We start from the raw sequence: 25,237 nt of genomic DNA, 5'->3' as shown, positions 1-25,237 counted from the left end.
TTTATGATGTGCCGATTAGCTTATCAGATAAGGTTTTTAAACTTAAAGATTGCCGAAAGTTAATCAATAGCTCATTTAAAGCTGCTGTATCAATTAAAAAAGCATCGTGACCATAACTAGATTGCAACCAACCTAGTTGAGCATGAGGGATGAAATCTGCGAGTTCTTGTTGTTCTATCGGTGGATAAAGAATGTCAGAATTAATAGCCACAACTAAAGCAGGTTGTTTAATGCTTTGCAAAACAGATTTATAGTCTCGACCTTGAGCAATATCATGACTATCCATTGCTTGGGTGAGAGTTATGTAAGTGTTAGCATCAAATCTCTGCACTAGTTTTTGTCCATGATGTTGTAGATAACTAGCGATCGCAAATTGATCAGCCACATCATCATATTGTCGTCCAAAACGTTCTGTAAAGCTCTGCCAAGAACGATAAGCACTCATCGCTATCATCCTTGCTACTGCTAGTCCTTGGTTGGGTGGTTGTTCTTTTGTGTAGTTACCCCCTTGCCAATTAGGATCAGCATAGATAGCCTGTCTTTGGGCTTCACTCAAGCCAATACACCAAGCTGAATGTCTACCGGAAGTGGCAATAGGGGCGATCGCTTGTACAATGTTTGGATATAATAACGCCCACTCTAGTACCTGCATCCCACCCAGTGAGCCACCAATGACTAGCTGTAAAGATTTAATTCCCAGATGTTGAATAAATACAGCTTGTAAGCGCACCATATCCCGAATCGTAATTGCTGGAAATGATGCACCGTAAGGGATTCCGGTTTGGGGATTGATGCTCGTTGCTCCTGTTGTACCGTAGCAACTGCCCAAAATATTGCTACATATAATAAAATCGCGATCGCTATCTAGTGCTTTGTTTGCACCCAACAAACCTTCCCACCATTCGTCAGCATCAGCCGAACCAGTTAAAGCATGACAAATCAGTACTCCATTATCACCTGCTGAGTTTAACTTTCCCCAAGTCCGATAAGCAACCTGAACCCCAGTTAAAACCCCGCCTCCTTCTAACTCAAACGGCTTTGGTAAATGATAATACTCAGTTTGTGGTGAAATGAAGTCCTGATAATTCATCTAATACTAACTAGGTGGGGAGTTGTTACAGAGGGGTTGTTGACCAATGACCAAACAAGGCAAAAGTAAAAAGTTAAAAGGCAAAAGAAAGAAAAAGAATAATGGTCACAAGCTCCTCTATACTCGAAGTTCAGGTCGCTGGTTTCCTGCGCTGTGACTTCGCGCTAAATTCATTTATGGAACGAAATAGGAACATTTATTTCGAGACGCATAGAGCGAGAAATAATACTTCCTTATTAAATCCCCTAAATTTATTTATGGGGATTATTTTTTTACTTTTGACTTTTGACTTTTTACTTTTTACTTCTTAATATTGACTATTGACCAATCTTTTGAAATGCTTGCTCAAAATCTTCTTTAATATCGTCAATGTGTTCAATTCCCACAGAGACACGCACTAAATCAGGTGTCACACCGGCGGAAACTTGTTCTGTAGCACTTAACTGTTGATGAGTGGTGGAAGCAGGATGTATGACAAGGGTTTTAGCATCACCCACGTTGGCTAAGTGACTTGCCAATTTGACATGATTAATAAAGGTTTTACCTGCTTCTAGTCCCCCTTTGATGCCAAAATTTAATACGCCACCAAATCCGTGTCTCAGATATTTTTTGGCTCGCTCATGATAGGGGTGATGGGGAAGTCCGGGATAATTTACCCATGCTACTTGGGGTTGTTGTTCTAGCCACTGGGCTAATTCTAAGGCGTTGGAGATATGGCGATCTACACGCAAAGAAAGTGTTTCTAATCCTTGCAATAATAAAAATGCGTTAAATGGACTCAATGAGGGGCCGAAATCTCTTAAGCCTTCTACTCTGGCGCGAATAATAAAGGCAATGTTACCAAAGGGACTACCTACGCCAAATACCTCTTGAAAATTTAGCCCATGATAGCCAGGTGATGGTTCAGTAAATATGGGAAATCTGCCATTACCCCAGTCAAATTTCCCAGAATCGACAATTACGCCACCGATAGAAGTGCCGTGACCACCAATCCATTTAGTAGCAGATTCAACTACAATATCTGCACCATGTTCAATTGGTCGAGCCAAATAGCCGCCAGCCCCAAAGGTATTATCAACAATCAGGGGAATACCATGTTCATGGGCAATGTGAGCTAATGCTGCAAAGTCGGGAATATTGAATTGGGGATTGCCAATGGTTTCCACATACAATGCTTTTGTGCGATCGTCGATCGCCTGACGAAAATTCTCTACATCATCGCCCTCGACAAATTTGACATTGATTCCCAAACGTGGTAAGGAAACTTTAAATTGGTTATAGGTTCCCCCATATAAAAAACTGGTAGAAACAATATTATCTCCGGCTTGAGCGATCGTGCTGATAGCTAAGAACTGCGCCGCTTGACCGCTAGAAGTAGCTAATGCTGCTACACCCCCTTCTAAAGCTGCAATGCGCTTTTCAAACACATCTGTGGTCGGATTCATAATCCGCGTGTAAATGTTGCCAAACTCTTGCAGCGCAAACAACCGCGCCCCATGATCGGCATCATTAAAGACGTAAGAAGTTGTTTGATAAATCGGTACAGCACGAGCATTACTTCCTACTGCTGGTTCTTGTCCCGCGTGGACTTGCAAAGTTTCAAAGCGATATTTTTCAGACATAGAAAATTACAGACAGGCAATATATTTTAGTAAACCACTATAAAACTATCGGCTTTTAGTATTTTAGCATCCAAATTAAAAATCAAAAATTGTTAGACTGTTAACTTTCCGCAGTCAACAAACCAAATGGATGATTGGCTATAACAGAGTCAATCATCCCTGCACTAATCATCTCGATGAAATTTCCTCGATTTTTCAAGATTTGTGTTTCAATTTTTTTAGCTGTGGTTTGTCTAACTCTGTGGGTTAAATTGCAAGCGCCAGATAATCGACGCGCTCAGGTTTGCCGTAATGCTAAACCTCTGGTTGAAGTCAAAGTTAATGATTATGATGAGCTAGGCATTTATTGGCATAGTGGCACATTTACTAGAAAAGTTTCTCTTGATGGTAAAAGAGAAATTAAAGTCATCATTTTTCCTAAAGGGCTTTCTCCAAAAACATGGACAAAAATAGATTCATCATCGATTCAATATCTAGGTAAAGGCGGTGATGATAGTTGGCAAGATTGGTTACGTCCTGACTACTTTTATTTACTTGAAGTTCCGGCACAAACAACGGCTTTAGCTTTTGGAAGACTGTGTTATCGCAATGGAGATGCTGAAGTTGAGTCAATAAATAAGCTGACTCGCATTTCTCTCGGAAAGATAGTTATTAATGATAAAATTTATCTTTCTCATTTATATCCATTCCCCAAAATTACGGCATCGACTGTGATTGTAAATACAGGTAGTAATCAGCTTGATACTCTTGGTACTCAAACAGAGGTATATTTCACAAGAAAAAATATTCCTCTTGCGAATTAGGCTATCTGTTCAGATGGGGGTTTAGGAATGACAGGATTTTATTGGTGAATTAATCTTAATTTTTACCCCAAATATGTCGGTTGAGATTCAAGTCTTCCACAATATCCAACATGAGATTTATAGTTTCAAAATATTCTCGCATGGGGGCAAAGCTTAACATTTTTTTGAAAAGTTTAGGTTCAAAAATATCATCGGCATATTCAATAGCTATGTAAATCATATTTTGAACAAATGATACGTAAATATTCTTTTTCGCTCTTTTTCTAAATTGAACTAACTTAGTCATTAAATTTGTAGACAAAATATATCTGGCTTAGAGGAAAGAATTTAACTAATAAACAAAATATGATAAAAATAACAGTACTAACCAAGGAAACTGAGATGATTGTTTGTTTCCTAACCGATTCAAATTCTTTTAAATCTTCTAATAAATTATTTTGACAAAAGATTTTAAATTCAGATAAACTTCTCATTGTCATTTTGACAGGAGCAGTTTTTTCTGCTGGCTGTACGGTTTGAGACTGTAACTGAGAAGTGGATGGTAATAAAGTCGGAAGAAATTGTCTAGCCCAGATTTGGGTTACTTCTTGATCAAGATTAGTGAGTTGTTGGCAAAGTGCGATCGCATCTTCTAATTGTCCATTTCCCTGATAAGCTTTAACTAGCCACATCTGCCCTTGATAATAATCTTTGAATCCTGCATCAGTTCCTTGACAGAACGCCTCTAAAGCCTGAACAGCTTCAGCATAGTGGCGAAATCTGAGTGCTTTACTTCCTGTGGCGAGTAATTTGGCGGCTTGTTCGGCTGTGAGGAGTGTTTGATTTGGAACTATGGGAGTTGTTACTGAAGATTCCGTAGGTAAAGATTGAAGAATTTGCTGCGCCCAAGTCTGAATTTTTGGATGATTACTTTCTGCTAACTTTTGACAGCACAACCGCGCTGCTTGGTGTTGTCCAGTAAAGTGATATGCTTTTACTAATGCTGCTTGTGCCTCAAAAAATTCCTGACATTCAATCTCAGGAGTTGTTTCGCAGATTTGACAAAAGCTTTCCAAGAAACTGACTGCTTCTGCATAACGCTTGTGCTTCAAGGCTTCCAATCCTGACTGGAACAATTTTAAATCAGTTGACATGGAATTTTAGTTATTAAAAATTGCGTAAAATATCAGCTAAATAGATTTCTGACATTTACACTTTGTTTATCTTGAGATGAAATTTGGAATTGCATTTTTAACTGATAATTCATCCAAGACGCAAACAAATTTGTAGGAAACATTTCAACTGTATTGTTATATTCCGTGACAGCACTGTTATAAAATCTCCGGGCGGCGGAAATTTGTTCCTCGATTTCAGTTAGTGAATACTGTAACCGGATAAAATGCTCGTTGGTTTTGAGTTCGGGATATGCTTCGACTGTAACGATCAGATGATCTAGATTTCTCGATATTTGGTCTTCTATTCTAACTCTCGTATTATCACTTACACGTTCTGAGATTAATTTGGTTCTGAGTCTGACAATTTCTGTTAAAGTCTTCTGCTCAAATTGCATATATTTTTCTGCAATTGCTACAAGATTAGGTATTAAATCCCATCTTTTTTGCAACAATACATCAATTGTAGAAAACGCATAATCAACCTGATTTTTACTTTTAATTAGCTTGTTATAGAGGTTGGCGAATATAAAAGCAGCTATCAGCCAGAAAATAAATATTACTATAGCTGGTGAAATAGACATATTGGTAACGTCAATATCTAAACAGTATTTAACTCAACTTGTTTAGATTTTAATCTTTATTAATGTCTATAAAGAACAGTATGTTTGGGTAATTACTTTATTAAATTCTGGCTGGGTTCAGTATAAATAATGAAATCATCTCAGGAGAAGGAATAAATTAAACCTAACTTAAAATTAACAAGTGTGGATACTTCGACTGCGCTCAACCCTCTTTTAGTAAGGGTACTGAGCATTGAGCGACTTACCTTGAGCGTAGTCGTTCGCGTTAGCGTCTCCGCAGGAGAAAGGAGTCGAAATACGTTTTATAAATAATTTTGTCCACATTCACAGGCTAATTACGTACTTCTTCCGATTTGCCATGATTAATCAACGAGTCAGAGCATTTGCTTGTTTTTTTAATTGGTCAATGACGACAAAACGAATATCGCGTTTTTCTGAAATTAGCTTAAGGTCTGGATTCTGAAGATTTAGAAAATCTAATCCTCGTTCTTTGCCGCTAATTAAGAAATCACTAATAGCAACTTTATAAAATTTCTCTGTATCAAGAGGCTGACCATTGATTAACCACTGCTCTGGTTTTTCTTTTTTAGTAACTTGTGCTGTTTGGAGATAACCACCAGTACCTTTATTTTCTTGACCTTTTTTGAGGACTCTTGCTAATAATTCGCCCTTCATTTCTACAGCCACGACTTTACCACCAAAAGGCAAAATGCGAATGACATCATATTGCGTAATTGATCCTGGCAGAATGACATCATCAACGCGAATTGAGCCGCCATTAAAGATAGCTAAATCTGCGTTGGGAACTTCTTGCAACATTGCTTCAGCAATTAACTTGGTGAGTTCTGTAGACTTGTTGCGAACACTTGATTCTAAACCATCTAAAGGAAATGAGATTTTAGCTACTTCTTGATTAGGTTCAAAACCATTGGCGCGAAATGCTGTAAAACCCTTGTCTAGCCATTGTTTAACCACCTGTGCTGTTTTTGGTTCGTCTGGAATTTTATCGGTAATTGGCATTAAACGAGAGTTAATTTGTAGGTTACGCTTTGTGGTGTCGTAGCGTAGTTGATGAATGTAAATTGTACGTGCATTGGCATCAGCTTTAAAAATTGGTGTAAAGTCTCGTCCGCGCCATTGTTGAATATTTTCATGTTCGTGACCGCCGAGGATGAGGTCAATTTCTGGTATTGTTTCTGCAAGTATGCGATCGCTCTCTATGGACAAATGAGTTACAGCTACTAAAATATCCACTTTTCCTTTCAGTTCTGCTACCTGCTGTTTGGCTACTGTTAAGGGATCTGTGTAACTGACGTAATTTGCTTTATTACTATCGAGAGTGAGACCAATTAACCCGACTCTGACAACAGCACCGCGATCGCCTTTCACATTAAATACTATCGACCTGGGGACATTTTTGAAAGGTTGACCTTTACTATCTGAGACATTCCCAGAAAACCAGCGAAACCGTGATTCTTGCAATCGTTGATAAAATGAATTTTCTGGTATGTCAAATTCATGATTCCCAAAGGTTGCATAGTCCAAACCCAAAGCGTTGAGTACAGCTACCATCTGCTGTCCAGCTAAAGGTGTACCGTTAATTTTGGCAGTTCCCAAAGCCGAAGGACTTAAAAAATCTCCAGCCAAAATTGTATAGGTGCGTGGGTTTGCTTGGCGCAGTTGTTTTCTGACTGTAGCGACACGCGCCAAACCACCACGAGTCCCTCCCTCTACTGGCGTAATTTCGTAGACATCGTTGAGTTGCAATAAGTTAATATTGACAACTTCAGCAAATACCGGAGTTGTAAAAGTAAATGTGGCTAATATTTGTAAAACTATACTGCACCCTGGCGATAGAAGTTTCATATTTTGTAATTGGCGAATTTTCTCTAAATAATTGATGATTTTTGTCACGCCACTACGTATATTGCAAAAATCAAATATACATCTGAATATTTAATATTTACTTAATATATCGTAAGATTCAGATACCTGACTTAGTTAAATAAGTCGGGGATTTTTTGGCTCAAATTCATCTTGTAAAATCGCAAACCACATTTCATCTACCCAATTATTTTTAAACCACAAGCTCTTAATAAAACAACCTTCAACGCGCATACCAACTCGTTCTAATAGTTTGATAGATGCTATATTTTGAGAATCACAGTTAGAGCGTACTCGATGTAAATTGAGATGGATAAATAAATAATTTAATAAACAAGTTACAGCTTCTGTGGCATAGCCATTACCTTGGTATTTACGTGCTAAAGTAAAGCCAATTTCTGCTTGTTTGCCATCCTCAGCTAAAATACAGAAAGCACAGTCACCAATCATTTGTCCTGTTGATTTGAGTTCAATCGCTAACTGATACCACTCACCTAAAATACCAGGAGTTAAATGCTGCAATGATTCGATAAAAGCTGCTGCTTGTGCTTCTGAATAAGGTGTATCCCAAGTTTGATATTTTGCTATCTCTGGATCAGAGCGATAAGCGGCGAATGCTACCTTGTCACTGTTTTGAAATTCACGCAGTAACAAACGTGGTGTTTCAAGTTGGAGAGTAAATAAAGGCATAAACTTCAAAAAAACTAAATCTTGTCATTGACTTTAGCAGAAAAATACTTAACGGCGATTAAGATCGCTCTTCGCGCCATAACCTAGAGATAATATTCATCGGTGCGGGATTATTTGATGTAATTGAAGGCATAATTGACCATCAAATTCTCGGTATCCATCATGTGAAACCAGGAACAAATCAGTTAGCTAGGGACTTGGGATTTCTTGTATTTGGTGCGCTGCTTGTATTAATTGGCTGGATAATGCTACAAAAGAGCAAAAAAGGTTACTAGTTATTTATGGCTAATGATGGCTTTGAAAAAACTAGCTGGAGTTGGCAGTTATCTCAACTTCAGCAACAAATTGGAGAATCGATAGAATATCAATTTGACCGCTTTCAAAATTCTTTACCAAACTTATCACCAGACTGGAAAATTAGTCCTTGGTTAAGTCATTTGCTAGTCTTGTTATTTTGGCTGATACTTGCGATATTTTTGGCTTTCGTACTTTGGCGTTTATGGCAAGAATTTAGCCCTTATCTATATGCTTGGTTATCTGTGGGTAAGAATAATACAAATGCTGGGGATAAAAATGGCGATCATGATTTATCTGTAGCATTATGGCTGGAGCGATCGCAATCACTTTACCGCCAAGGTAATTATCGTGAAGCTTGTCGTTGTCTGTACTTGGCAATCTTACAACACTTGCATGATACTAAACTCATTCCCCATAAATTTAGTCGCACTGATGGCGAATATTTACAGGTTTTACGCTCAACTATCACCCCAGTTCAACCTTACGAAACTCTCATTACTACCCACGAACAATTATGTTTTGGCAATGCTGAGATATTGCCAGAAAATTATCAACAATGCCAGCAAGCTTATCAAGAAATTATTAATCAACAAAACAACTCAGCACCCAGCACTTAAGTTATGAAAAAATCAAATCGTGTTGCTTGGCTAGGAGCGATCGCACTTGCTGTCATTATTATACTCAGCTTCTTTGCTGCTCCTAATACAAAAATTTACAGTGGCTCGACTTATAGTCGATCTCCCGATGGCTATGGTGCTTGGTATGCTTATATGCAGCAACAAGGTATTACTATCCAGCGTTGGCAAAAGCCTTTAGAAGATATTCAACCAGAAAAAACGCCAGTTACCCTACTGCGAGTTATGAGTTCTCTGAGGGAAGAGAATTTGTTATTTGATGAACAGGAATGGTTAGCGAAAGGGAATAATTTAGTAATATTAGGTGTCAAAACACCTGTAACGCAAGCTAACTTTAATTCTCTGCAAAATTCGGCTTTTGGTGATGTCAAAATTGCCACAAAAAGGCGTAATATTAAAGTAAAAGAACCAAGCATATCTTTAGGCGATCGCTTTGGTGCTGTTGTTTGGGAAGAAAAATCTGATAAAGGCAAAGTAATTTTCTCAGCTACTCCTTATTTAGCTGCCAATGCCTATCAAGATGATGTAAGTAACTTTCAATATCTCGCCAGTTTAGTTAATCAAAAAAATAACAAGTTATTTGTAGACGAATATATTCACGGTTACAAAGATACTGATGTTAAAGAAAGTGAAGGTGAAGGCAGTTTATGGAGATATTTTGCTAAAACACCTCTGTTCCCTGCATTGGTTCAAGTAGGAGTTTTACTATTAGTTTTAATCTGGGCAAAAAATCAACGCTTTGGTAAACCAGTAGCCTTAGAAACTCCAGTGATAGATAATAGCCAAGCATATATCCAAGCACTAGCAGGAGTGTTAGAAAAAGCCGAATCTAGCGATTTTGTTGTAGAAATGGTGGGTAAAGAAGAACAAATACAACTACAAAAATCTTTAGGATTAGGCACAACACTTTTAGAACGCCAAGCATTATTACAAGTTTGGCAAGAAAAAACAGGTCAAAGTTCCGCCGAACTTGATGCAGTATTAAAATTATCTACGCGAAAACAGCGCATCAGTGAGCGAGAACTTTTAAGCTGGTTGGCAAAATGGCGCACTTTGAAGGAAGTGAAAAAATAAAAGAATAAATCCTATCTATTCTTCATAACCACCACCAGTCACCTTACCCCGGAACACAATGTATTGATAAAGGTTGTAAAACAACATCACCGGGATAAGAAAGCCGATAAAAATAATCATGATTACCAACGAACTGGGGTCAGCAGATGCTTCGTAAATCGTGATTTTTGTCGGGATAATGTAGGGAAAAACAATTAATCCCAATCCAATAAAAGACAACACAAATAACAGAATCGTCCAGACAAAAGGTGCGCGTTCTTCTTTGCGGTTGAGACTTTGTAAAAGTTGCCAAATTAGCCAAACTCCCACAACGGGAATCAGGGTAAATATATAAACTAAAGGCTGTTGAAATAAGCGATATCTGGCACTTTCATAAATTATCGGTGTACTAATTGTAATTGCGATCGCACCAACTAATGTTGTCAACGCGGCTATTTTTGCAGTTTGATAATGGGTTTCTTGCAACTCTCCTGTCGTTTTCCACACCAGATAAGTCGAACCAATCAACACATATCCTTGAATTAAAGTTAAAGCTACTAACACAGATGGCAAACTTAACCAATCCCAAGTGCTACCAATAAAGTGTCCCGTCTCATCAACATTAATCCCTTTGAGGACAGCACCAAGGGCAAACCCTTGACCAAGTGCAGCGATAAAACTTCCCGCACCAAAAGCAAAATTCCAAAATAATTTGCGCCTGGATAACTCCCGAAATTCAAACGCCACACCCCGAAAAATAAAGCCAAATACCATCACCAAAATCGGGATATATAAAGCATTTAAAATTGTGCCGTAAGCCAAAGGAAACGCCCCAAACAATCCCCCTCCCATCAACACTAGCCAAGTTTCATTGGCATCCCAAATATTGCTTAAACTAGTCATCAAAATTCCCCGACGTTCTTCATTAGAAGAAGTCAGAGATAAAATTCCTACTCCCAAATCAAAGCCATCTAGCATCACGTACAAGAATAAAAATAGAGCTAAAATGACAAACCAAACTTGCGGTAAAAAATACTTCAGTGTTTCCATAAAATCTCTGATTTAAACTTAGTAACCTTGACTTCAGATCCTCGACTTCTTTAAGAAGTCGGGGATCTTAATTATTTAACCTACTCCCCACTCCCCACTCCCCTATTTATTGTTGTGCTTCTACAGGGCGTTCATCTGGGACAAACTCACCTGGAGTTGTATCTACAGCAGGTTTGGTAATTTCTGTACCGGGAATTGGTAAATTTAGATTTGGCCCTCGACGAATGATGCGACTACCAAAATACATCGCGGCGATAAATAATAAACTGTAAACTACTGCAAAAGCCGTGAGTGAAGTTAACACATTACTTGCAGGTAAACGCGAGGCTGAATCAACTGTGCGAATTTGTCCGTAAAGTGTCCAAGGCTGTCTTCCCACACAGCGCACAATCCAGCCTGACTCCACAGCGATGTATCCTAAAGGAGCAGCAAATACCCAAGCCAACATTAGCCAACGCTGCTGAGTAATATTTTTGGCTGCAAGTTTACCACGTAACCACTGCACTGTAGTTAGCAGCATTAATCCAGCAAAGAAAAAGCCAATGGCAATCATCACCCGAAAAGCGTAGTAAATCAACCCTACCAGATGGGGACGATCCTCTGGTTTCCACTCCTTCAAACCACGCAAAGGTTCAGAAAGATTCTGCTTAAATTCCAGAATGTAACCCAAGGCGTTGGGAATGGTAATTTCCCAATCATTTTTCTGTGCTTTTTCATTCGGTATCGCAAGTAAACTCCAGTCAGCAGGTTGTCCGGCGGGTGTACTTTCCCACTGTGCTTCCATTGCGGCGAGTTTTGTTGGTTGATAATGATAAACTTGTTCGCCACTTAAGTGACCAATATATATTTGTAATGGGGCAACTGCGATCGCAGCTGCTAAAACTATTTTTAAAGACTTAGCAAAAAACTCTGGATGGCGTTTTTGCAAAATGTACCAAGCACTAATTCCGCCAATAACAAACAGCGAAGTCTCCAGAGTGGCAAAAAACATGTGCAGTACACTGTTAGCCATAAAAGGATTAAACATCGCCTGAAAGTAATCATTGACAACAAACTTGCCATTCACCATCTCCCCACCGGCTGGTGTTTGCATCCAAGAATTTGCTGTCAAAATCCACAAAGTTGATAGGTTCGCACCCACAGCCACCAAAATTGTCGAGAGATAGTGAACCGCAGGATTGACACGCTCCCAACCAAATAACATAATTCCTAAAAAAGCGGCTTCTAGCATAAACGCCCAAGAAGCCTCAAAACCAATTACACTACCAAAAAAATTCCCCACAGCTTCCGAAAAAGGAGCCCAGTTAGTCCCAAACTGAAATTCCATTGGAATACCCGTGGCTACCCCAATACCAAAGTTGAGGACGTAAAACTTCGACCAAAACCGCGCATGAAGGTAATAATCAGGATTACGAGTTTTCAGCCATAGTCCCTCAACAATGACAAGATAAATCCCCATTCCTGTTGTCAGGACAGGCCAAAGTATATGAAAAATCGCTGTCAGCGCAAACTGCATCCGTGATAGCACCACTGAATCGGATAAAAATTCCATCTCAGAATTTCCCTATTTATTAAATATTCAACCTAATTCTAGGTATTAAAGTTTATTACTAGAATTTTCTATTGATTTTTGCAAGACTTATTTAAGCATAAATATTATTAACTGCTCAAATATAATTTTCCACAAATAAGTAAAACTGAAGTTTTAGTAGTAACAAGTTATGATGATTAGGAGTTTGCTTTTATAGATCCAATTAATACTTTAAATAATCAAAGTATTGCTAGAATATTATTTACTTATGCAAGCTTATTCCGTGAATCAACATCTATCTATAGATAGATAGGGAATTTATTTTAAATTCTGAGCCAATTAGTAATTATTGTCAAAAGACAATTAGTCAAACTTCAGACAAAAAAGGTCTTGGATAAGTCAGATAATATATTAAACCAAGACCAACTGACAACTTCTTCAGCCTATACACCTGTTTTCTTACATTTATGCGTAATTACCACTCGGTGTAATGGCTCATACCTTAAACTATTTTCTTGTGCGATTGAGCTTTTCTAATGTCCGGATAATTTCTTTCATCTTATAACTAGACAGACGATTCATGTATATCATGAAAGTGGTAGAGAAAACACCTGTTGCAGTGATTACAGTCCCTTCGCTTGTCTTCCCATATAAGATTAGTAGAGTACCAACTGTACTAATACAAAGAAAAGTACAACTAGCAATTAAGCACAGGTTAAATGTTTGTCTTGCCTGACGTAAATGCTCATTTAACACATCTAACTCAATTTTTGTATAGTGGTCAACTTGAGGCGTGTTAGCATAAACACACTGATTGAGCATGGTATTTTTAGTTTTTGTAAGTAACTGATTAGGCAATAGTGAGTTGAGCCATTGGCTTAAGCCAATGGCTTGTCTGTCTCTTCACTGATGTAATAACATCAAATACTGATATTAATAAATACGAAAAAATTAACTCACCAAATCAGGAAAGACTTCTTGCACAGCCGGATGCACAATGCGATGATTCTGCACATTCACACCTTTGGCTAAGGATGGGTTAACATCTAGGGCTTTGATGCCTAGATTTGCTAACTGCACAACGAATGGTAATGTGCTGTTATTAAGGGCTTGAGCAGATGTCCAAGGTACTGCACCTGGCATATTGGGAACGCCATAATGGACTACGCCTTCTTCAATGTAGACGGGGTTGGTATGGGAAGTGGCGTGTAAGGTTTCCACACAACCGCCTTGGTCAACCGCAACATCTACAATTACTGACCCAGGCTGCATTTGTTTGACTAATTCGCGGGATACTAAAATTGGCGCTCTGCGTCCCAAGACTAAAACAGCACCGATTAGTAAGTCAGCTTCTTTAACGGCAGTTTCTATATGGGCAGAGTTGCTATAAAGTAATTCCACTCTCGAACCAAACAGAGTTTCTAAATAAGATAAACGTTCTACATTTACATCTAAAATCTGCACAGCCGCACCCATCCCCACAGCAATTTTCGCTGCTTCTGTGCCGACTACACCACCACCTAAAATCACAACTTTACCGGGTCTAACACCGGGTACACCACCTAAAAGGACTCCTCTACCGCCTTGCTGACGTTCTAGAAATCTCGCGCCAAACTGCACTGATAGCCGCCCAGCGATGACACTCATGGGTGTGAGTAGGGGTAGTCTGTTAGGGCCTGGTTGTTCGACAGTTTCGTAGGCGATCGCACAAGTGCCACAATCAATTAGATGTTCGGTTAATTTGCGATCGGCTGCCAAATGCAAATATGTAAACAATATTTGCCCTTTTTGCAAAAATTTATATTCGCTCGATAATGGTTCTTTGACTTTAACGACTAATTCCCGATTCCATGCGGCTTCATCTGTCGAAACAATCTCTGCCCCCGCATTCATGTAATCTGCATCTGTAAAACCAGCACCATGACCTGCTTGTGTTTGGACAAAGATACTATGACCATTTTCCCTTAGTACTCTGACACTAGAAGGACTTAACCCGACTCGAAACTCTTGATCCTTCGTTTCTTTGGGAACGCCAATTTCCATATAACGCCTCTGATGAATTTTTGGTTTAATTTAGCCTGCCAGTCTCAGACTGACAGTTCCGTATTAGATATAGCTATCTACAACCTTAGTTTTCCCTTTCACGGTAACAAAGCTGAAAACTCTTACCCTTGACTATTGACACAGTTGACTACAATATATAAAGAATAATTACAAAATGTTAACAGAGCCTCTGCACAGCTACATTTAAGAAGCTGCTCCTAGGTTCATCTGGCTCCAACCTGACCAAAGTCCAGATTCAAGGCTATTACTTTTAAGTCCCGTTTGCCGAAAAGAGGTTTATTGAACATGACACAACCACAACCCACAGTTACCCCCAAATTAGAAGAACCCAAATTTGGCTTTAGTGAGTATGCTGAACGCCTCAATGGTCGTGCGGCGATGATTGGCTTTGGCTTGATGGTGATTATTGAATATGTCACCAATCAAGGTGTGCTATCTTGGCTCGGTCTCAAGTAGTACGATTCAAAAGCAAAAGCTTTCTAGATGTAAGCTAGTAAGTAGAACAGGTTTAACCAGCTGGCATAGTCGGCTGGTTAAAACTTTATCAAGAGAACTATCTTGGATAATTTGCTGTCTATATCTTTGTAGGCTTGCAAATCAGCAAGAAGACAAATTGTGACAATCCCTCACCTACTGATCCAAATTATAATATTTAGATGTCTTTTTTATAAAAGACTACTGGCGGTGAGGTATTCTCGGTAAACTGACACAAAGGTGATTTGGATAAACCAAGCTGTGATGAATGCTGCATTACCTCGTTTTTTGAAATCAGCCTACAGAAAAGAGCCAATTATCAGTATCTTGATAACAATGGGCGTAGTAGATGCTGTGATTGGTGGATTTGATGATAGTTGGTCATTGTTAGCCCTTGGGTTGGGAACAGCAGGTATTAGTCTCGCCTTTAAGTTGTGGCGAATGCAGCAGCATCGCCCCATCCCAGAGGAACCTGTGGTACAACATTACTTACCTTCCCGTTCATCGAGTCCCACGCTACCGATATTAACTGTTGCGAAGAAAAAACCACCCCGTTGATAGTGTTGAGTCACAAATGTGAAGTAAATTGACTTAACTATTCAAACAGTGAGGAAAAATTTGTGAGGAGTGAGGGAAAAAAGGGGAACAGCCTTTTGCTGCGCCCGCATATTTTCTTGGCTTTTATAGCAGCCTTGACTCTGCCGCTAACTATTTGGCAAAGTTTAGATATTTATACTGCTCATGCTGCGATCGCTCAAATACCAGATTCCCCATCTCAACCTAATTTTGCCAATTTCCGCTTAATTTATAGCTTGGTGGGACACACTGGAACGGTGAAATCTCTGGCTTTTAGTCCCGATGGCAAAATTCTCGCCAGTGGTGGTGCTGAAAATGAAGGTGCAATTCGCCTGTGGAATCCTTTAACTGGCAAAAAGTTGGCGAATAGCAAAGCACACAAAACCTCTGTAGAATCCTTGGTGATTGCGCCAGATGGGCAAACCCTAGTTAGTTGTAGTACAGATAACACAATTAATATTTGGAATCTTAAAAATAATAAATTTCGTCGTTCCTTTGTCGGACACACCAGTAACGTCTTATCTTTAGCGGTATCTCCTGATAGTAAAGTGCTAGTTAGTGGTGCTTTAGACGGAATTCGGGTATGGGATTTATTACAGCAACGCCCATTGACAACTTTAATCAAGGTTAGTGACTCAATTTATACAGTAGCAATTAGCCCTGATGGTCAAACAGTTGCCAGTGGTGATAATAAAGGCGAAATCAAGCTTTGGGACTTGGAGAGTGGTAAATTAATTCGGTCATTTTCGGCACATTCCCAAGCTGTGAATGCTGTAGCTTTTACCCCCGATGGTACAACCTTAATTAGTGCCAGCCGCGATCGCACCATTAAACTTTGGAATCTGCAATCAAAAAGCCTTTCCCGTATCCTCAAAGGACATAATAACTGGGTAAATGCGATCGCAGTTAACCCCAACGGCCAAACTTTAGCCAGCGCCGGCAGAGATGGCATTAAACTGTGGGATTTAACTACAGGCGAGTTATTAAGTACACTTTATGGACATAGTGATTGGGTAAATGCGATCGCTTTTAGTCCAGATGGCAGATTGTTAGCTAGTGGCGGTTTTGACGGCAGAGTCAACATTTGGGGAAATATACAACCAAAACGTAAGTAAAGTGACGTGTCGTTTATTTTTTCAGACCCTCCAAACTTCTCCCCGCAACAGAGCTATGGTGTACACACAAATCTCGGTTGAGTGCATCTGTCCCGTCTCGGAATTTATTCCGAGTCTCACAGCGTAAGTCCTCTGAAGAGGACTCAACAAGAAACTCATTCTAGTCCACTTGAGTGGACTTTCGCTATGAGCCTGGAACTTTAGTTCAAGGCGGGATAGGCTTTCATACTGCCTATTTTCGACTTGTGTGTACACGGTAGCCGCAACAGAGAGAGGCTTTGAATCTTGCTCCCCTGAAGGGGCTGGGGGTTAGGTTTAAGAGAAAGTTACACACGGTTTTGAACCCGCGCAGGTGGTCACTGAGCTTGTCGAAGTGCGGGTTTTGTCTGTGTAGTCGCTAGGTACAAGATGTGAACATACACCCTTACACCCAGTCTCACAGTCTTGTTTGTAACAAAATCTGTAACAGCAATGGTATTTCAGTTTTTACTCGACTAGATTGGTGAAAAATCTACGGGTAATCCCTGAATATATTGGTAATGTTGCTGAAAGATATACGGGACTATCAAATTCTATTTCTCGGTTCATTTTTAGTCTTGGGAATTGGCACCAGAGACTGGACACTGCATCCAGAATTGATTGGTGTAGTGATTGCGTCTTGTTTATCAACGCAGTGGATATTGTCAAAGCTCAATAGCCAAGAGCCAGAACAAAAGCTAAATCTGCGTAGTGCCTTGATTACTTCCCTGGGACTGAGTTTGCTCTTACGGGCTGACCATTGGACAACAATGATGTTAGCAGGAGTAAGTGCGATCGCCAGTAAATTTTGCTTCAAAGTCGGCGATAAACATTTCTTCAACCCAGGTAATTTTGGCATTATCACCGCTTTAACCCTCACCTCAGATGCGTGGGTATCTCCCGGACAGTGGGGTGAAGAATGGTGGTATGGGCTGTTATTTGCTGGGACTGGCGGTTTGATTTTACAACGCATTGGTCGTTGGGATACCACGGCCGCTTTTTTAGGTTCCTACTCTTTGTTAGAAGCCATACGCAACCTTTGGCTCGGTTGGACTTGGGACGTGTATTGGCATCGCTTAATGAGTGGGTCTTTGCTGCTGTTTGCCTTATTTATGGTGACAGATCCGCGCTCAATTCCCAACGCCAAAATCGGGCGGATAGTTTGGGCTATCTGCATTGCCAGCTTAACTTTCATCCTGCGAAATAACTTCTTCATTTCTACAGCCGTATTTTGGTCATTGTTTGCCCTTGCACCATTGACCATTGTGATTGATTGGCTGTGGTCATCACCCAGATTTGCTTGGTTCGAGAACATAAGAACGCAAGAGAATTAACTACTCCCTATTCCCTACTTCCCACTCCCTAATTCAGAGGTATAAAATGAAGCGATTGAGAATAGTAATTTCATCATTATTAATTACTGTATTGGCTGTACTGTGTTTTGCTCCCACAGCCTGGGCATTTTGTGGCTTTTATGTTGCCAAAGCCGATAGTAAATTATACAACCAAGCCTCTCAAGTAATTATGGCGCGGGATGGCGATCGCACCGTTTTGACTATGGCCAATGACTTCAAAGGCGAAGTCAAAGATTTTGCAATGGTTGTACCTGTACCCACAGTCATCAAAAAAGAACAAGTCCGTGTTGCTCCACCCAAAATTGTCGAGCGTTTAGATGCTTTTAGCGCACCACGCTTAGTAGAATACTTCGACTCTGATCCTTGCACCGAATACGACCGAGTACTTAACGAAGCCTTACCCGCACCAGCAGCCAGAGCTAGAGCCGGAGCAGCCAGAGGTAGTGCGAGTGAGTTAGGCGTAACCGTCGAAGCACGTTTCAACGTTGGCGAATATGACATTGTAATTTTAAGTGCAAAAGAATCCGGCGGCCTGGAAACTTGGCTAAATCGCAACGGCTACAAAATTCCCAGAGGAGCAAAACAGCTACTCCAACCTTATGTCCGCTCTGGGATGAAATTTTTTGTGGCGAAAGTCAACCTCGATAAATTTGAAGAATCTGGCTATCAGTTTTTACGTCCGTTACAAATTTCTTACCAATCACGTAAATTCATGCTGCCCATTCGTTTGGGTATGATTAATGCCAACGCTGCTCAAGATTTAATTGTCTATGTCCTCTCACCCAAAGGGCAAGCAGAAATCACCAACTACCGCACCGTGAAAGTTCCTTCCGATGCCAACATTCCGGTATTTGTCAAAAATGAATTTAGTGATTTTTACAAGTCCATGTTCCAAACATCCTACCTAAAAGAAGACAGAAAGGTAGCTTTCTTGGAATATGCTTGGGATATGAGTAGTTGCGATCCTTGTTCCGCAGAACCTCTGAACCCAGAAGAACTCAAACAAGCGGGTGTATTTTGGCTAGATAATAATTCCAGCAATGACGAGCCATTCCCGTCCGGTTTCCGTCGTCCGCCAATTGTTAGTAGCAGCGTTTTCATCACTCGCTTACATATTCGCTACACCCGTGATAGATTCCCTGAAGACCCAATTTTTCAAGCTACTTCTAACCAAGAATCTTTCCAAGGGCGATACATTTTACAGCATCCCTTTACAGGCGAACTCAAATGTCAAGCTGGTAGAGAATACAAGCGTTCTTTACCCAAGCGATTTGAACAAGAAGCCCAAACCTTAGCCAAACTCACTAATTGGAATATCCAAGATATTCGCCGCAAAATGAAACTGACTGTGGGTGATTTAAATTCTTCTTGGTGGGGAAACTTCTTCTCATGGTTGGTGGGAATGTAAATAGGAAGTACACACAAAGATTGTCGGTTGAGACTGGATGTAATACCAATTCTCCTAGAAACTATACCTGGATTTCTCTCTTGTGAGAAATCCAGGGGTGTGGGAGGGGTGGGAGGGGTGGGAAGTGTGGGAGGATGGTGAAAAAATCTTTCCCCCCACACTCCCCACACTCCCCACACTCCCCACACTCCCCTCTCTCTCCACACCCGCTACCCATACGTGAGAAATTCGGGTATAGCGGTTCTTACTTGCTTTTAATACAGTCGGAACCCCACCCCGCATTTGCTGACGCAAACGCTCCCCTCCCCGCTTGCGGAGAGAAGTTGCGTGCGGGGGTTCCCCCCGTTAAGCAAACTTCGGGGGAGGGGTTGGGGGCTTTCAAGGGCAGGTTTTTAAACCTTCGATAAATAGTTGAGAATATTCTCAATTATGAAACGTAGTTTTAACTGTTCAGACAATAATTTTGGTTTTAAAAGCCCAAAAATTTGTCTAATAAAAAAAGCCTGCCCTTGAAAGGGGGTTGGGGGCTCACAAGTGTAGGTTTTTAACAGAGTGATGAGTAGCGACTCTAAAAATCACGATTTAATCAGAGTTCCACCCCCCTCACACCCTTACACCCCTACACCCTAAATCAAGGTTTTTGGGGCATAACGTAAAAAACCTACACCTGTCAGGGGGTTGGGGGTGGGGTTGAAATGTACCTCATCCAACCGAGAACCGCTATATATTCTATAAAATCCTGTAGAGATGTTATGTACAACGTCTCTACAACAACCGATTAATTGCACCTTGATCAAGAAATAATGTAGGTAGGACTTACGCAGACTCTACGATTTCTTGGCGTTCTTGGCGACTTGGCGGTTCGATAAATTAAGCTTTTCGGGAACTTTTGCGTAAGTCCTGTGTAGGGACAAAATCAAGTCAAATTTTCAAACATCTTCTGAAGCTATACTTATGATAGTGCCAGCATTTGATGTAAACTTCTAAAAATTTAGCAATTGGTATGACTGTACAATCCCAGACAGAGAAAGACAAATTACAAGCCAGCACTAATGTAGTGATCAATCCAGAAATGGAAGCAGAAAAAATTCTCTGTCCTCATTGTTTGCGTACCGCTACAAATGGAATTAAATGTAAAGGCATTTGTGTCTCTGACAGTGACTATTAAGGTGTAGCGCCCATTCCTCTTGTAGTGAGCATTTCCCAAAAAGACCGATAACGTTTAACTCCAGGAATATGATTACTAAATAACCAAGCTTCCCATTCTTGATTATGAGTAATTTGAGGGTTAAGTAAAATAACTTCACCATCCAACGCATCACTAATTTGTAGGTTTGTTTGTAGATACTCTACACGTATATCTTGCTCTAAATTTTTTCCATATATCAAGTATTGCTCATCAGATATAGGTGGTAAACTTCTCAAGCTTTGTGTCCAGATGTCAATCCAGTTCTGATGCTCAACAAAAAACCAGTCTATTTCTTTAGCCATCCGTAACCTTAAAACCCCTGGATATCCAGGCCAGCCATTTGTAACCTTTAAAAATTCCCGGTAAGATAGTGGTAATTTTGTCCTCAAACGAGATTCAGTAGCAGTAATTTCTTTTTCTGATGCTCTTGGTAAACCTAACCATTCTGATTGAATTGCCTCATCTGGAAAATCTACAACAGTTATAGAATATAATAATTTGGGTGTTGTATAAAAGTGATTTTTCGTAATTAATTGTTTACAGGCGATCGCACTATTAATTTGAGTAATTTTTAGGTTAATAAGTATTTTTCAACGTAGAGGAATTAAGTGTTAAACGCAGAGTTTGTAGTGGTGTGAGCTAATTAATCTAGTTCACACCACTAACAATTTAACTTAATTACCCAATACCTAAACGCCCAGCTAAACCGGGGGTTAAGGGCAGAAGAGTGGCAATCATTAGGAATAATGCCAACAAACCTAATGCGGCTCTAGCGTCATCGGGTTCGCTGATTTCGTTTAAGCTGGGGCGTTCTAAATCTCGTTGTAATAAAAGAATGACAATTGCCCAATACATTGCCAAGGTGTTACCGAGAGAAACTAACGCCAGCAAAACTAAAGTGGCAAATGTGGCTCTTTTCGCAGTTGTACGTCCATAAATTGCTTGCACGATGCGTCCACCATCTAAAGCACCAGCAGGCATAAGGTTTAAAGCGGTGATGACTAAACCCAGCCAACCAATAATTACTAAGGGATGGACGTTAACTAAGGATGATTGTAAGGCGGAACCGAGGACGACTCGCGCCAAGCTGCCGACTAAAATGGAACCTTGGAAAAATTGATTGGGTAATTGAAATAAACTGCCTGGGTGGGAAAGCAGTAAGCCGACAATTAACATGACTAAAGAGACGATACCGCCAGCAGCCGGCCCTGCCAAACTAATATCAAATAATGCTGTGCGGTTGGGTAAGAGAGATTCAAAGCGAGTAATTGAACCAAAGGAACCAATTTGTACAGCAGGTAAAAAGAAAGGCCAGCCAAGACGGACTTGATAACGCCGCGCCAGTACCCAATGACCAATTTCGTGGGCGATTAAAATGACAAAAATGCCGAGGCCGATGGGTAAGGCTTGGGTGAACTTGGCTGGGTTGGCAAATAAATCAAAGTTGAGGAGTAACCCGGCAGTTTCTAAACAGGTAGCAATGGTAGCGATGAGCAGAATACCAGCAAAGGCTTTCTGACCTGCGGTGGTGGGACGAGGATCGTTACGGCTAGGTAATACAATCACTACAGGTTTACCGTCTGTATTTTCTACTAAAAACAGGCGATATTGCTCACCGAGACGTTCTTGTAAGTTGGCGCTGAGGCGGTTGTGAACTTCTTGGGGTTCGCCGCGTAAATTACCTTTAAAGATAGCGCCTTCTTGGTAGGCGATCGTTTCTGTGGCGAAAAATGTATCCAGTCCAAAAATGCCTTTAATGGCACTCAAGTCAGCTTCGGGAATTGATAATACTTCAATTTGGAGTTCGGCGGTGACTGGTGCTGTATTACCTTCTGGTGTGGTGTCAGCAGCCAGCCTTTCTGTTGCCCGTTGCTTAAGGATGGCATCTTGTCCCGCCGCCCGTAATTGTCTGCCGAGGTAGATGTATAACCCGGCAGAAGCTACTACTAAGAACAATATGCCGACAATGTTGAGATAAACGCCAGCAGCAAACAAACCAAAAAATAACAGCCAGGGAGTCATCAAAACCACTGACTGCAACCAGGCTAAGATTCCCAGTTTTCCAAAAGGTCTGGCGCGATAAAAGCCCCAGCCTAATATGCCGAAAGCTACTAATAAAATTGTCCCAATTATAGGAGTCTCTGAAGAAGCAAACATTTCCAAACCCTTCGCTGTGAACGACCAAGCCTAGTTGGTCAAGTGTGAGAAGCAGGAGGCAGGAGGCAGTGGTTCGGCCCTTCGACAAGCTCAGGGCGGCGCTACGCTCACCAACCGAGGCGGGAGGTAGTACGTTCTGTCTGAAGCTCTATGCTTTTATTAATGTATAACGCTACCTGTTTTTCGCTCAAATCAATCGAAAGGACAAGGGGGACAAGGAGGACAAGGGAGACACGGGGGACACGGGGGACACGGGAGACAAGGAGGACAAGGGGGACAGACTCTCAATATACAAGGTTGGGTGGAGGAACGGAACCCAACATTCTCAAGACCCTGTTGGGTTACGCTATCGCTACGCCCAACCTACTATTCTCTTAACTTCAGACTTCTAAGATTCTCTGCCTGTTGTCCAGGTGTCGCGCCATTTGACTGTGCCTTCTTTGGCGACTACCCAACGGCGGGGGGTGGTGTTTTCTCGCAGGGGCGATCGCCCTTCGCGCCATAAGGCATATTTATAACTAATTAATTTGCCCGCACTTTCATCAAAGGGAATCTCGGCAAACCAAGTATTGGCGTTGATATATTCTAGGGGATAGGCTTTGCTAATATCCCAATTGCCTAATTCTGGGCAGTCGCCTGTGACGACGATGGTTTCCCCTGGTTGGGTATTTACGCCGTTGAGTTGCACACGAATGATGGTTTGGCCTTTAATGCGATCGCCTACGTGGCTGAGGACAATGACTCCCCGTTCTTCTAGGTGTAGGTCGGAAATTTTGCCGTCTTTGACTTCGTATTTATTGCGGGTGATGACACAAGTATGTTCGCCGTCGGGTAGTTCTGTCTCGATTTCTGGTAGTGTGACTTCGCCGCCTCGGTTGAGGGCGACAAAGCACAGGGAGTCACGATAACGGCGAATGTAGCAGTAAACATCGGGGGTGATGTATTTTTGCCAATGGCTACCCATTGAAATGGCTGGATTGAGTCGCCGCAAGCCGGAAAGTAAGCGGAGGTAACGATAAATTTCGGTGTCGTTGTCCCATTTTTCCATCATGGGGCGGTTGTAGGGGTCGTTACCGCCATCGGTGTCGTTATGCAAATACTGTTCTGTACCGTAATAAATGCAGGGAATACCACGGGATGTCATAATTAGGGCGATCGCAACTCTCAACATCGCTGGGTCTGGGTTGAGCGATTGAAAGCGCGGCATATCGTGGTTATCGATGAAGGTAATTAACTCGGTTGCGCCGTTGTAGCGGTAGTCTTCATCAAAAATGTATTGAATTGTTTGAAATCCATTTTCGGAACCTTGGGCGAGGGCGGCGCGAATGGCAACACACAAGGCAAAGTCTAGCATGGTCATTCCGGAATTATTGGCAAATTCCAAAGAGCGATCGTCCTGTGGCCCACTATAAATCCATTCGCCAAAAATAAACACATCTGGTCTGTGATTGTACATATCACCTGTAAATTCTTGCCAAAACCAGATGGGCATGTGTTTTACAGTGTCTACCCGTAAGGCATCTACGCCCCTATCTAGCCATTGTTTAATTGCAGATTTAATATATTCCCGATATTCGCTGTTGTTTTCGTTAAAGGTGGCTAAACCAGCCAATTCACAGTTCTGGACTTGCCATTCGTCTTCCCAATTCTGCACTTCACCGTAATGGTGATACCAGTTATTCTCATCGTTATGGAAGTCGGCAATTTTTACGCCGTCGTCATACAATTCACCTTTACTACCACTGGTATCAGGGGTACTGTGGTTACAAACAATATCCAAGACTAACTTCATATTCCGCTTATGTAACTCTTCAATTAAGCGGTCAAAGGTAGTATTTCTTGTTTCTTGGGTTTCGTTTAACGAAGGGTTTTCATCTTTACCAATAAAGCGGGGATTGATGCGTTTAAAATCTTTTGTCCAATAACCATGTATAGCTGCATTACCCACAAATAATTCTTCTACCTGCTCAAATAAAGGAGTTAACCAAACAGCAGTAACTCCCATATTTTTGAGATAGTCTAATTTGTCAATTACACCTTGTAAGTCGCCGCCCCAATATTTACCCCAGTCCTGCCCGGTGGGGTCGTACAATTCTGGGTTAATACCTTCGCTATTTTCGGGGTCGCCATCATGAAAGCGATCGACCACGATAAAGTAAATTGTTTCTTGGCGAAATTCAATATCTCTGGTGTAAAGAAATTCTAAATTAAGTTCTGTATCTGATGGTGGGGTTTGGATGAGAGCTTCGACTTCGGCTGTAGCTGAATCGACTTTGTACTGCTCTGGTGAGAATTGAGATGGAGGTGTTTGCACCATAAAAGTTTGAATTTAAAGATTTACAATGTGTTGCTTTGCACTTCGGTATTATGGCATCCCGCTCTTGGTAAAGAAAATCTATCAAGAGCTAGTTTATATTTCTATCGTGGGATATATTTCCCTTGCTAGAGGTTGAAAAATCGTTGTTCTAGCAGTTCTTTCTGCATCAATATT

General features: G+C 40.9%; 23 protein-coding genes and 1 pseudogene. 10 read left to right on the top strand and 14 right to left on the bottom strand.

From position 1 onward, the window contains the following. Window position 1: 1 nt before the first annotated feature. Window positions 2-1,090 carry a homoserine O-acetyltransferase gene (gene metX / locus H6G77_RS12385; protein WP_190871708.1) on the bottom strand — a complete coding sequence of 363 codons (1,089 nt, stop codon included), beginning with the start codon at window positions 1,088-1,090 and terminating at the stop codon, window positions 2-4. Between the two features lie 317 nt (window positions 1,091-1,407). After that, entirely contained in the window at window positions 1,408-2,712 is a 1,305-nt protein-coding gene (locus H6G77_RS12380; protein ID WP_190871707.1) for an O-acetylhomoserine aminocarboxypropyltransferase/cysteine synthase family protein, read from the bottom strand. Window positions 2,713-2,936: 224 nt separating this feature from the next. Between H6G77_RS12380 and H6G77_RS12375 the strand changes: the two genes are divergently transcribed. Next, window positions 2,937-3,515 (top strand): hypothetical protein, encoded by a 579-nt coding sequence (locus H6G77_RS12375; RefSeq protein ID WP_313933919.1) that lies wholly within the window; start codon window positions 2,937-2,939, stop codon window positions 3,513-3,515. Between the two features lie 55 nt (window positions 3,516-3,570). Here H6G77_RS12375 and H6G77_RS35680 read toward each other — a convergent pair whose 3' ends face one another. The 5 genes from H6G77_RS35680 to H6G77_RS12355 form a co-directional block, all read right to left on the bottom strand. Next, a complete protein-coding gene (locus H6G77_RS35680; protein ID WP_242049201.1) occupies window positions 3,571-3,801 on the bottom strand; it encodes a DUF3137 domain-containing protein in 231 nt (76 codons plus the stop codon). After that, complete coding sequence (locus H6G77_RS12370; RefSeq protein ID WP_242049200.1) at window positions 3,794-4,648, bottom strand: hypothetical protein; 855 nt, start codon at window positions 4,646-4,648, stop codon at window positions 3,794-3,796. Before H6G77_RS12370 ends, H6G77_RS35680 begins: the two co-directional genes overlap by 8 nt. Before the next feature lie 32 nt (window positions 4,649-4,680). Continuing rightward, window positions 4,681-5,250 carry a LemA family protein gene (locus H6G77_RS12365; protein ID WP_190590098.1) on the bottom strand — a complete coding sequence of 190 codons (570 nt, stop codon included), beginning with the start codon at window positions 5,248-5,250 and terminating at the stop codon, window positions 4,681-4,683. 366 nt (window positions 5,251-5,616) lie between these two features. Further along, window positions 5,617-7,164: a bifunctional metallophosphatase/5'-nucleotidase gene (locus H6G77_RS12360; protein WP_313954494.1), complete on the bottom strand. Its 1,548-nt coding sequence runs from the start codon at window positions 7,162-7,164 to the stop codon at window positions 5,617-5,619. Window positions 7,165-7,251: 87 nt separating this feature from the next. After that, the gene (locus H6G77_RS12355; RefSeq protein WP_190871706.1) at window positions 7,252-7,824 is read right to left on the bottom strand and encodes a GNAT family N-acetyltransferase; all 573 of its coding nucleotides are present in this window, start codon (window positions 7,822-7,824) and stop codon (window positions 7,252-7,254) included. A 92-nt stretch (window positions 7,825-7,916) separates the two neighbouring features. Here H6G77_RS12355 and H6G77_RS12350 point away from each other — a divergent pair. The 3 genes and pseudogenes from H6G77_RS12350 to H6G77_RS12340 form a co-directional block, all read left to right on the top strand. After that, window positions 7,917-8,099, top strand: a pseudogene (locus tag H6G77_RS12350) (DUF2243 domain-containing protein); the annotation flags it as partial. A 6-nt stretch (window positions 8,100-8,105) separates the two neighbouring features. Then, complete coding sequence (locus H6G77_RS12345; protein WP_190871705.1) at window positions 8,106-8,738, top strand: DUF4129 domain-containing protein; 633 nt, start codon at window positions 8,106-8,108, stop codon at window positions 8,736-8,738. Between the two features lie 3 nt (window positions 8,739-8,741). After that, a complete protein-coding gene (locus tag H6G77_RS12340; RefSeq protein ID WP_190670800.1) occupies window positions 8,742-9,830 on the top strand; it encodes a DUF4350 domain-containing protein in 1,089 nt (362 codons plus the stop codon). A 15-nt stretch (window positions 9,831-9,845) separates the two neighbouring features. Here the strand turns inward: H6G77_RS12340 and cydB are convergent, their stop codons facing one another. From cydB to ald, 4 genes are all read right to left on the bottom strand, one after another. Further along, window positions 9,846-10,859, bottom strand: coding sequence for a cytochrome d ubiquinol oxidase subunit II (gene cydB / locus H6G77_RS12335; RefSeq protein ID WP_190590101.1), 1,014 nt, complete (start codon window positions 10,857-10,859; stop codon window positions 9,846-9,848). 106 nt (window positions 10,860-10,965) lie between these two features. Continuing rightward, window positions 10,966-12,411, bottom strand: coding sequence for a cytochrome ubiquinol oxidase subunit I (locus H6G77_RS12330; protein WP_190871704.1), 1,446 nt, complete (start codon window positions 12,409-12,411; stop codon window positions 10,966-10,968). 486 nt (window positions 12,412-12,897) lie between these two features. Next, the gene (locus H6G77_RS36590; RefSeq protein ID WP_396020673.1) at window positions 12,898-13,212 is read right to left on the bottom strand and encodes a TRADD-N-associated membrane domain-containing protein; all 315 of its coding nucleotides are present in this window, start codon (window positions 13,210-13,212) and stop codon (window positions 12,898-12,900) included. Between the two features lie 129 nt (window positions 13,213-13,341). After that, window positions 13,342-14,433 carry an alanine dehydrogenase gene (gene ald, locus H6G77_RS12325; protein ID WP_190871703.1) on the bottom strand — a complete coding sequence of 364 codons (1,092 nt, stop codon included), beginning with the start codon at window positions 14,431-14,433 and terminating at the stop codon, window positions 13,342-13,344. A 306-nt stretch (window positions 14,434-14,739) separates the two neighbouring features. Here ald and H6G77_RS12320 point away from each other — a divergent pair, with 306 nt between their 5' ends. From H6G77_RS12320 to H6G77_RS12295, 6 genes are all read left to right on the top strand, one after another. Further along, window positions 14,740-14,910: a hypothetical protein gene (locus H6G77_RS12320; RefSeq protein WP_190590106.1), complete on the top strand. Its 171-nt coding sequence runs from the start codon at window positions 14,740-14,742 to the stop codon at window positions 14,908-14,910. A 282-nt stretch (window positions 14,911-15,192) separates the two neighbouring features. Next, window positions 15,193-15,486: a hypothetical protein gene (locus H6G77_RS12315; protein WP_190590220.1), complete on the top strand. Its 294-nt coding sequence runs from the start codon at window positions 15,193-15,195 to the stop codon at window positions 15,484-15,486. A gap of 95 nt (window positions 15,487-15,581) precedes the next feature. Further along, window positions 15,582-16,619, top strand: a complete 1,038-nt coding sequence (locus tag H6G77_RS12310) for a WD40 repeat domain-containing protein (protein WP_242049199.1) — start codon at window positions 15,582-15,584, stop codon at window positions 16,617-16,619. A 539-nt stretch (window positions 16,620-17,158) separates the two neighbouring features. Continuing rightward, window positions 17,159-17,971, top strand: a complete 813-nt coding sequence (locus tag H6G77_RS12305; RefSeq protein ID WP_190590108.1) for an RnfABCDGE type electron transport complex subunit D — start codon at window positions 17,159-17,161, stop codon at window positions 17,969-17,971. 46 nt (window positions 17,972-18,017) lie between these two features. Then, window positions 18,018-19,400: a DUF2330 domain-containing protein gene (locus H6G77_RS12300; protein WP_190670808.1), complete on the top strand. Its 1,383-nt coding sequence runs from the start codon at window positions 18,018-18,020 to the stop codon at window positions 19,398-19,400. A gap of 1,003 nt (window positions 19,401-20,403) precedes the next feature. Next, window positions 20,404-20,568, top strand: a complete 165-nt coding sequence (locus H6G77_RS12295; protein ID WP_190590110.1) for a hypothetical protein — start codon at window positions 20,404-20,406, stop codon at window positions 20,566-20,568. Here H6G77_RS12295 and H6G77_RS12290 read toward each other — a convergent pair. From H6G77_RS12290 to H6G77_RS12280, 3 genes are all read right to left on the bottom strand, one after another. Then, a complete protein-coding gene (locus tag H6G77_RS12290; protein ID WP_313954498.1) occupies window positions 20,565-21,044 on the bottom strand; it encodes an SMI1/KNR4 family protein in 480 nt (159 codons plus the stop codon). The genes H6G77_RS12295 and H6G77_RS12290 overlap by 4 nt on opposite strands. A gap of 223 nt (window positions 21,045-21,267) precedes the next feature. Then, window positions 21,268-22,746 carry a site-2 protease family protein gene (locus tag H6G77_RS12285; protein ID WP_190670812.1) on the bottom strand — a complete coding sequence of 493 codons (1,479 nt, stop codon included), beginning with the start codon at window positions 22,744-22,746 and terminating at the stop codon, window positions 21,268-21,270. A 388-nt stretch (window positions 22,747-23,134) separates the two neighbouring features. Then, window positions 23,135-25,063: an alpha-amylase family glycosyl hydrolase gene (locus H6G77_RS12280; protein ID WP_190670814.1), complete on the bottom strand. Its 1,929-nt coding sequence runs from the start codon at window positions 25,061-25,063 to the stop codon at window positions 23,135-23,137. Window positions 25,064-25,237: the final 174 nt, after the last annotated feature.

The sequence above is a fragment of the Aulosira sp. FACHB-615 genome (assembly GCF_014698045.1).
Classification (GTDB): domain Bacteria; phylum Cyanobacteriota; class Cyanobacteriia; order Cyanobacteriales; family Nostocaceae; genus Nostoc_B.
Note: the sequence above shows the minus strand (reverse complement) of the source record. Positions and strands in the feature narration are given on the sequence as shown.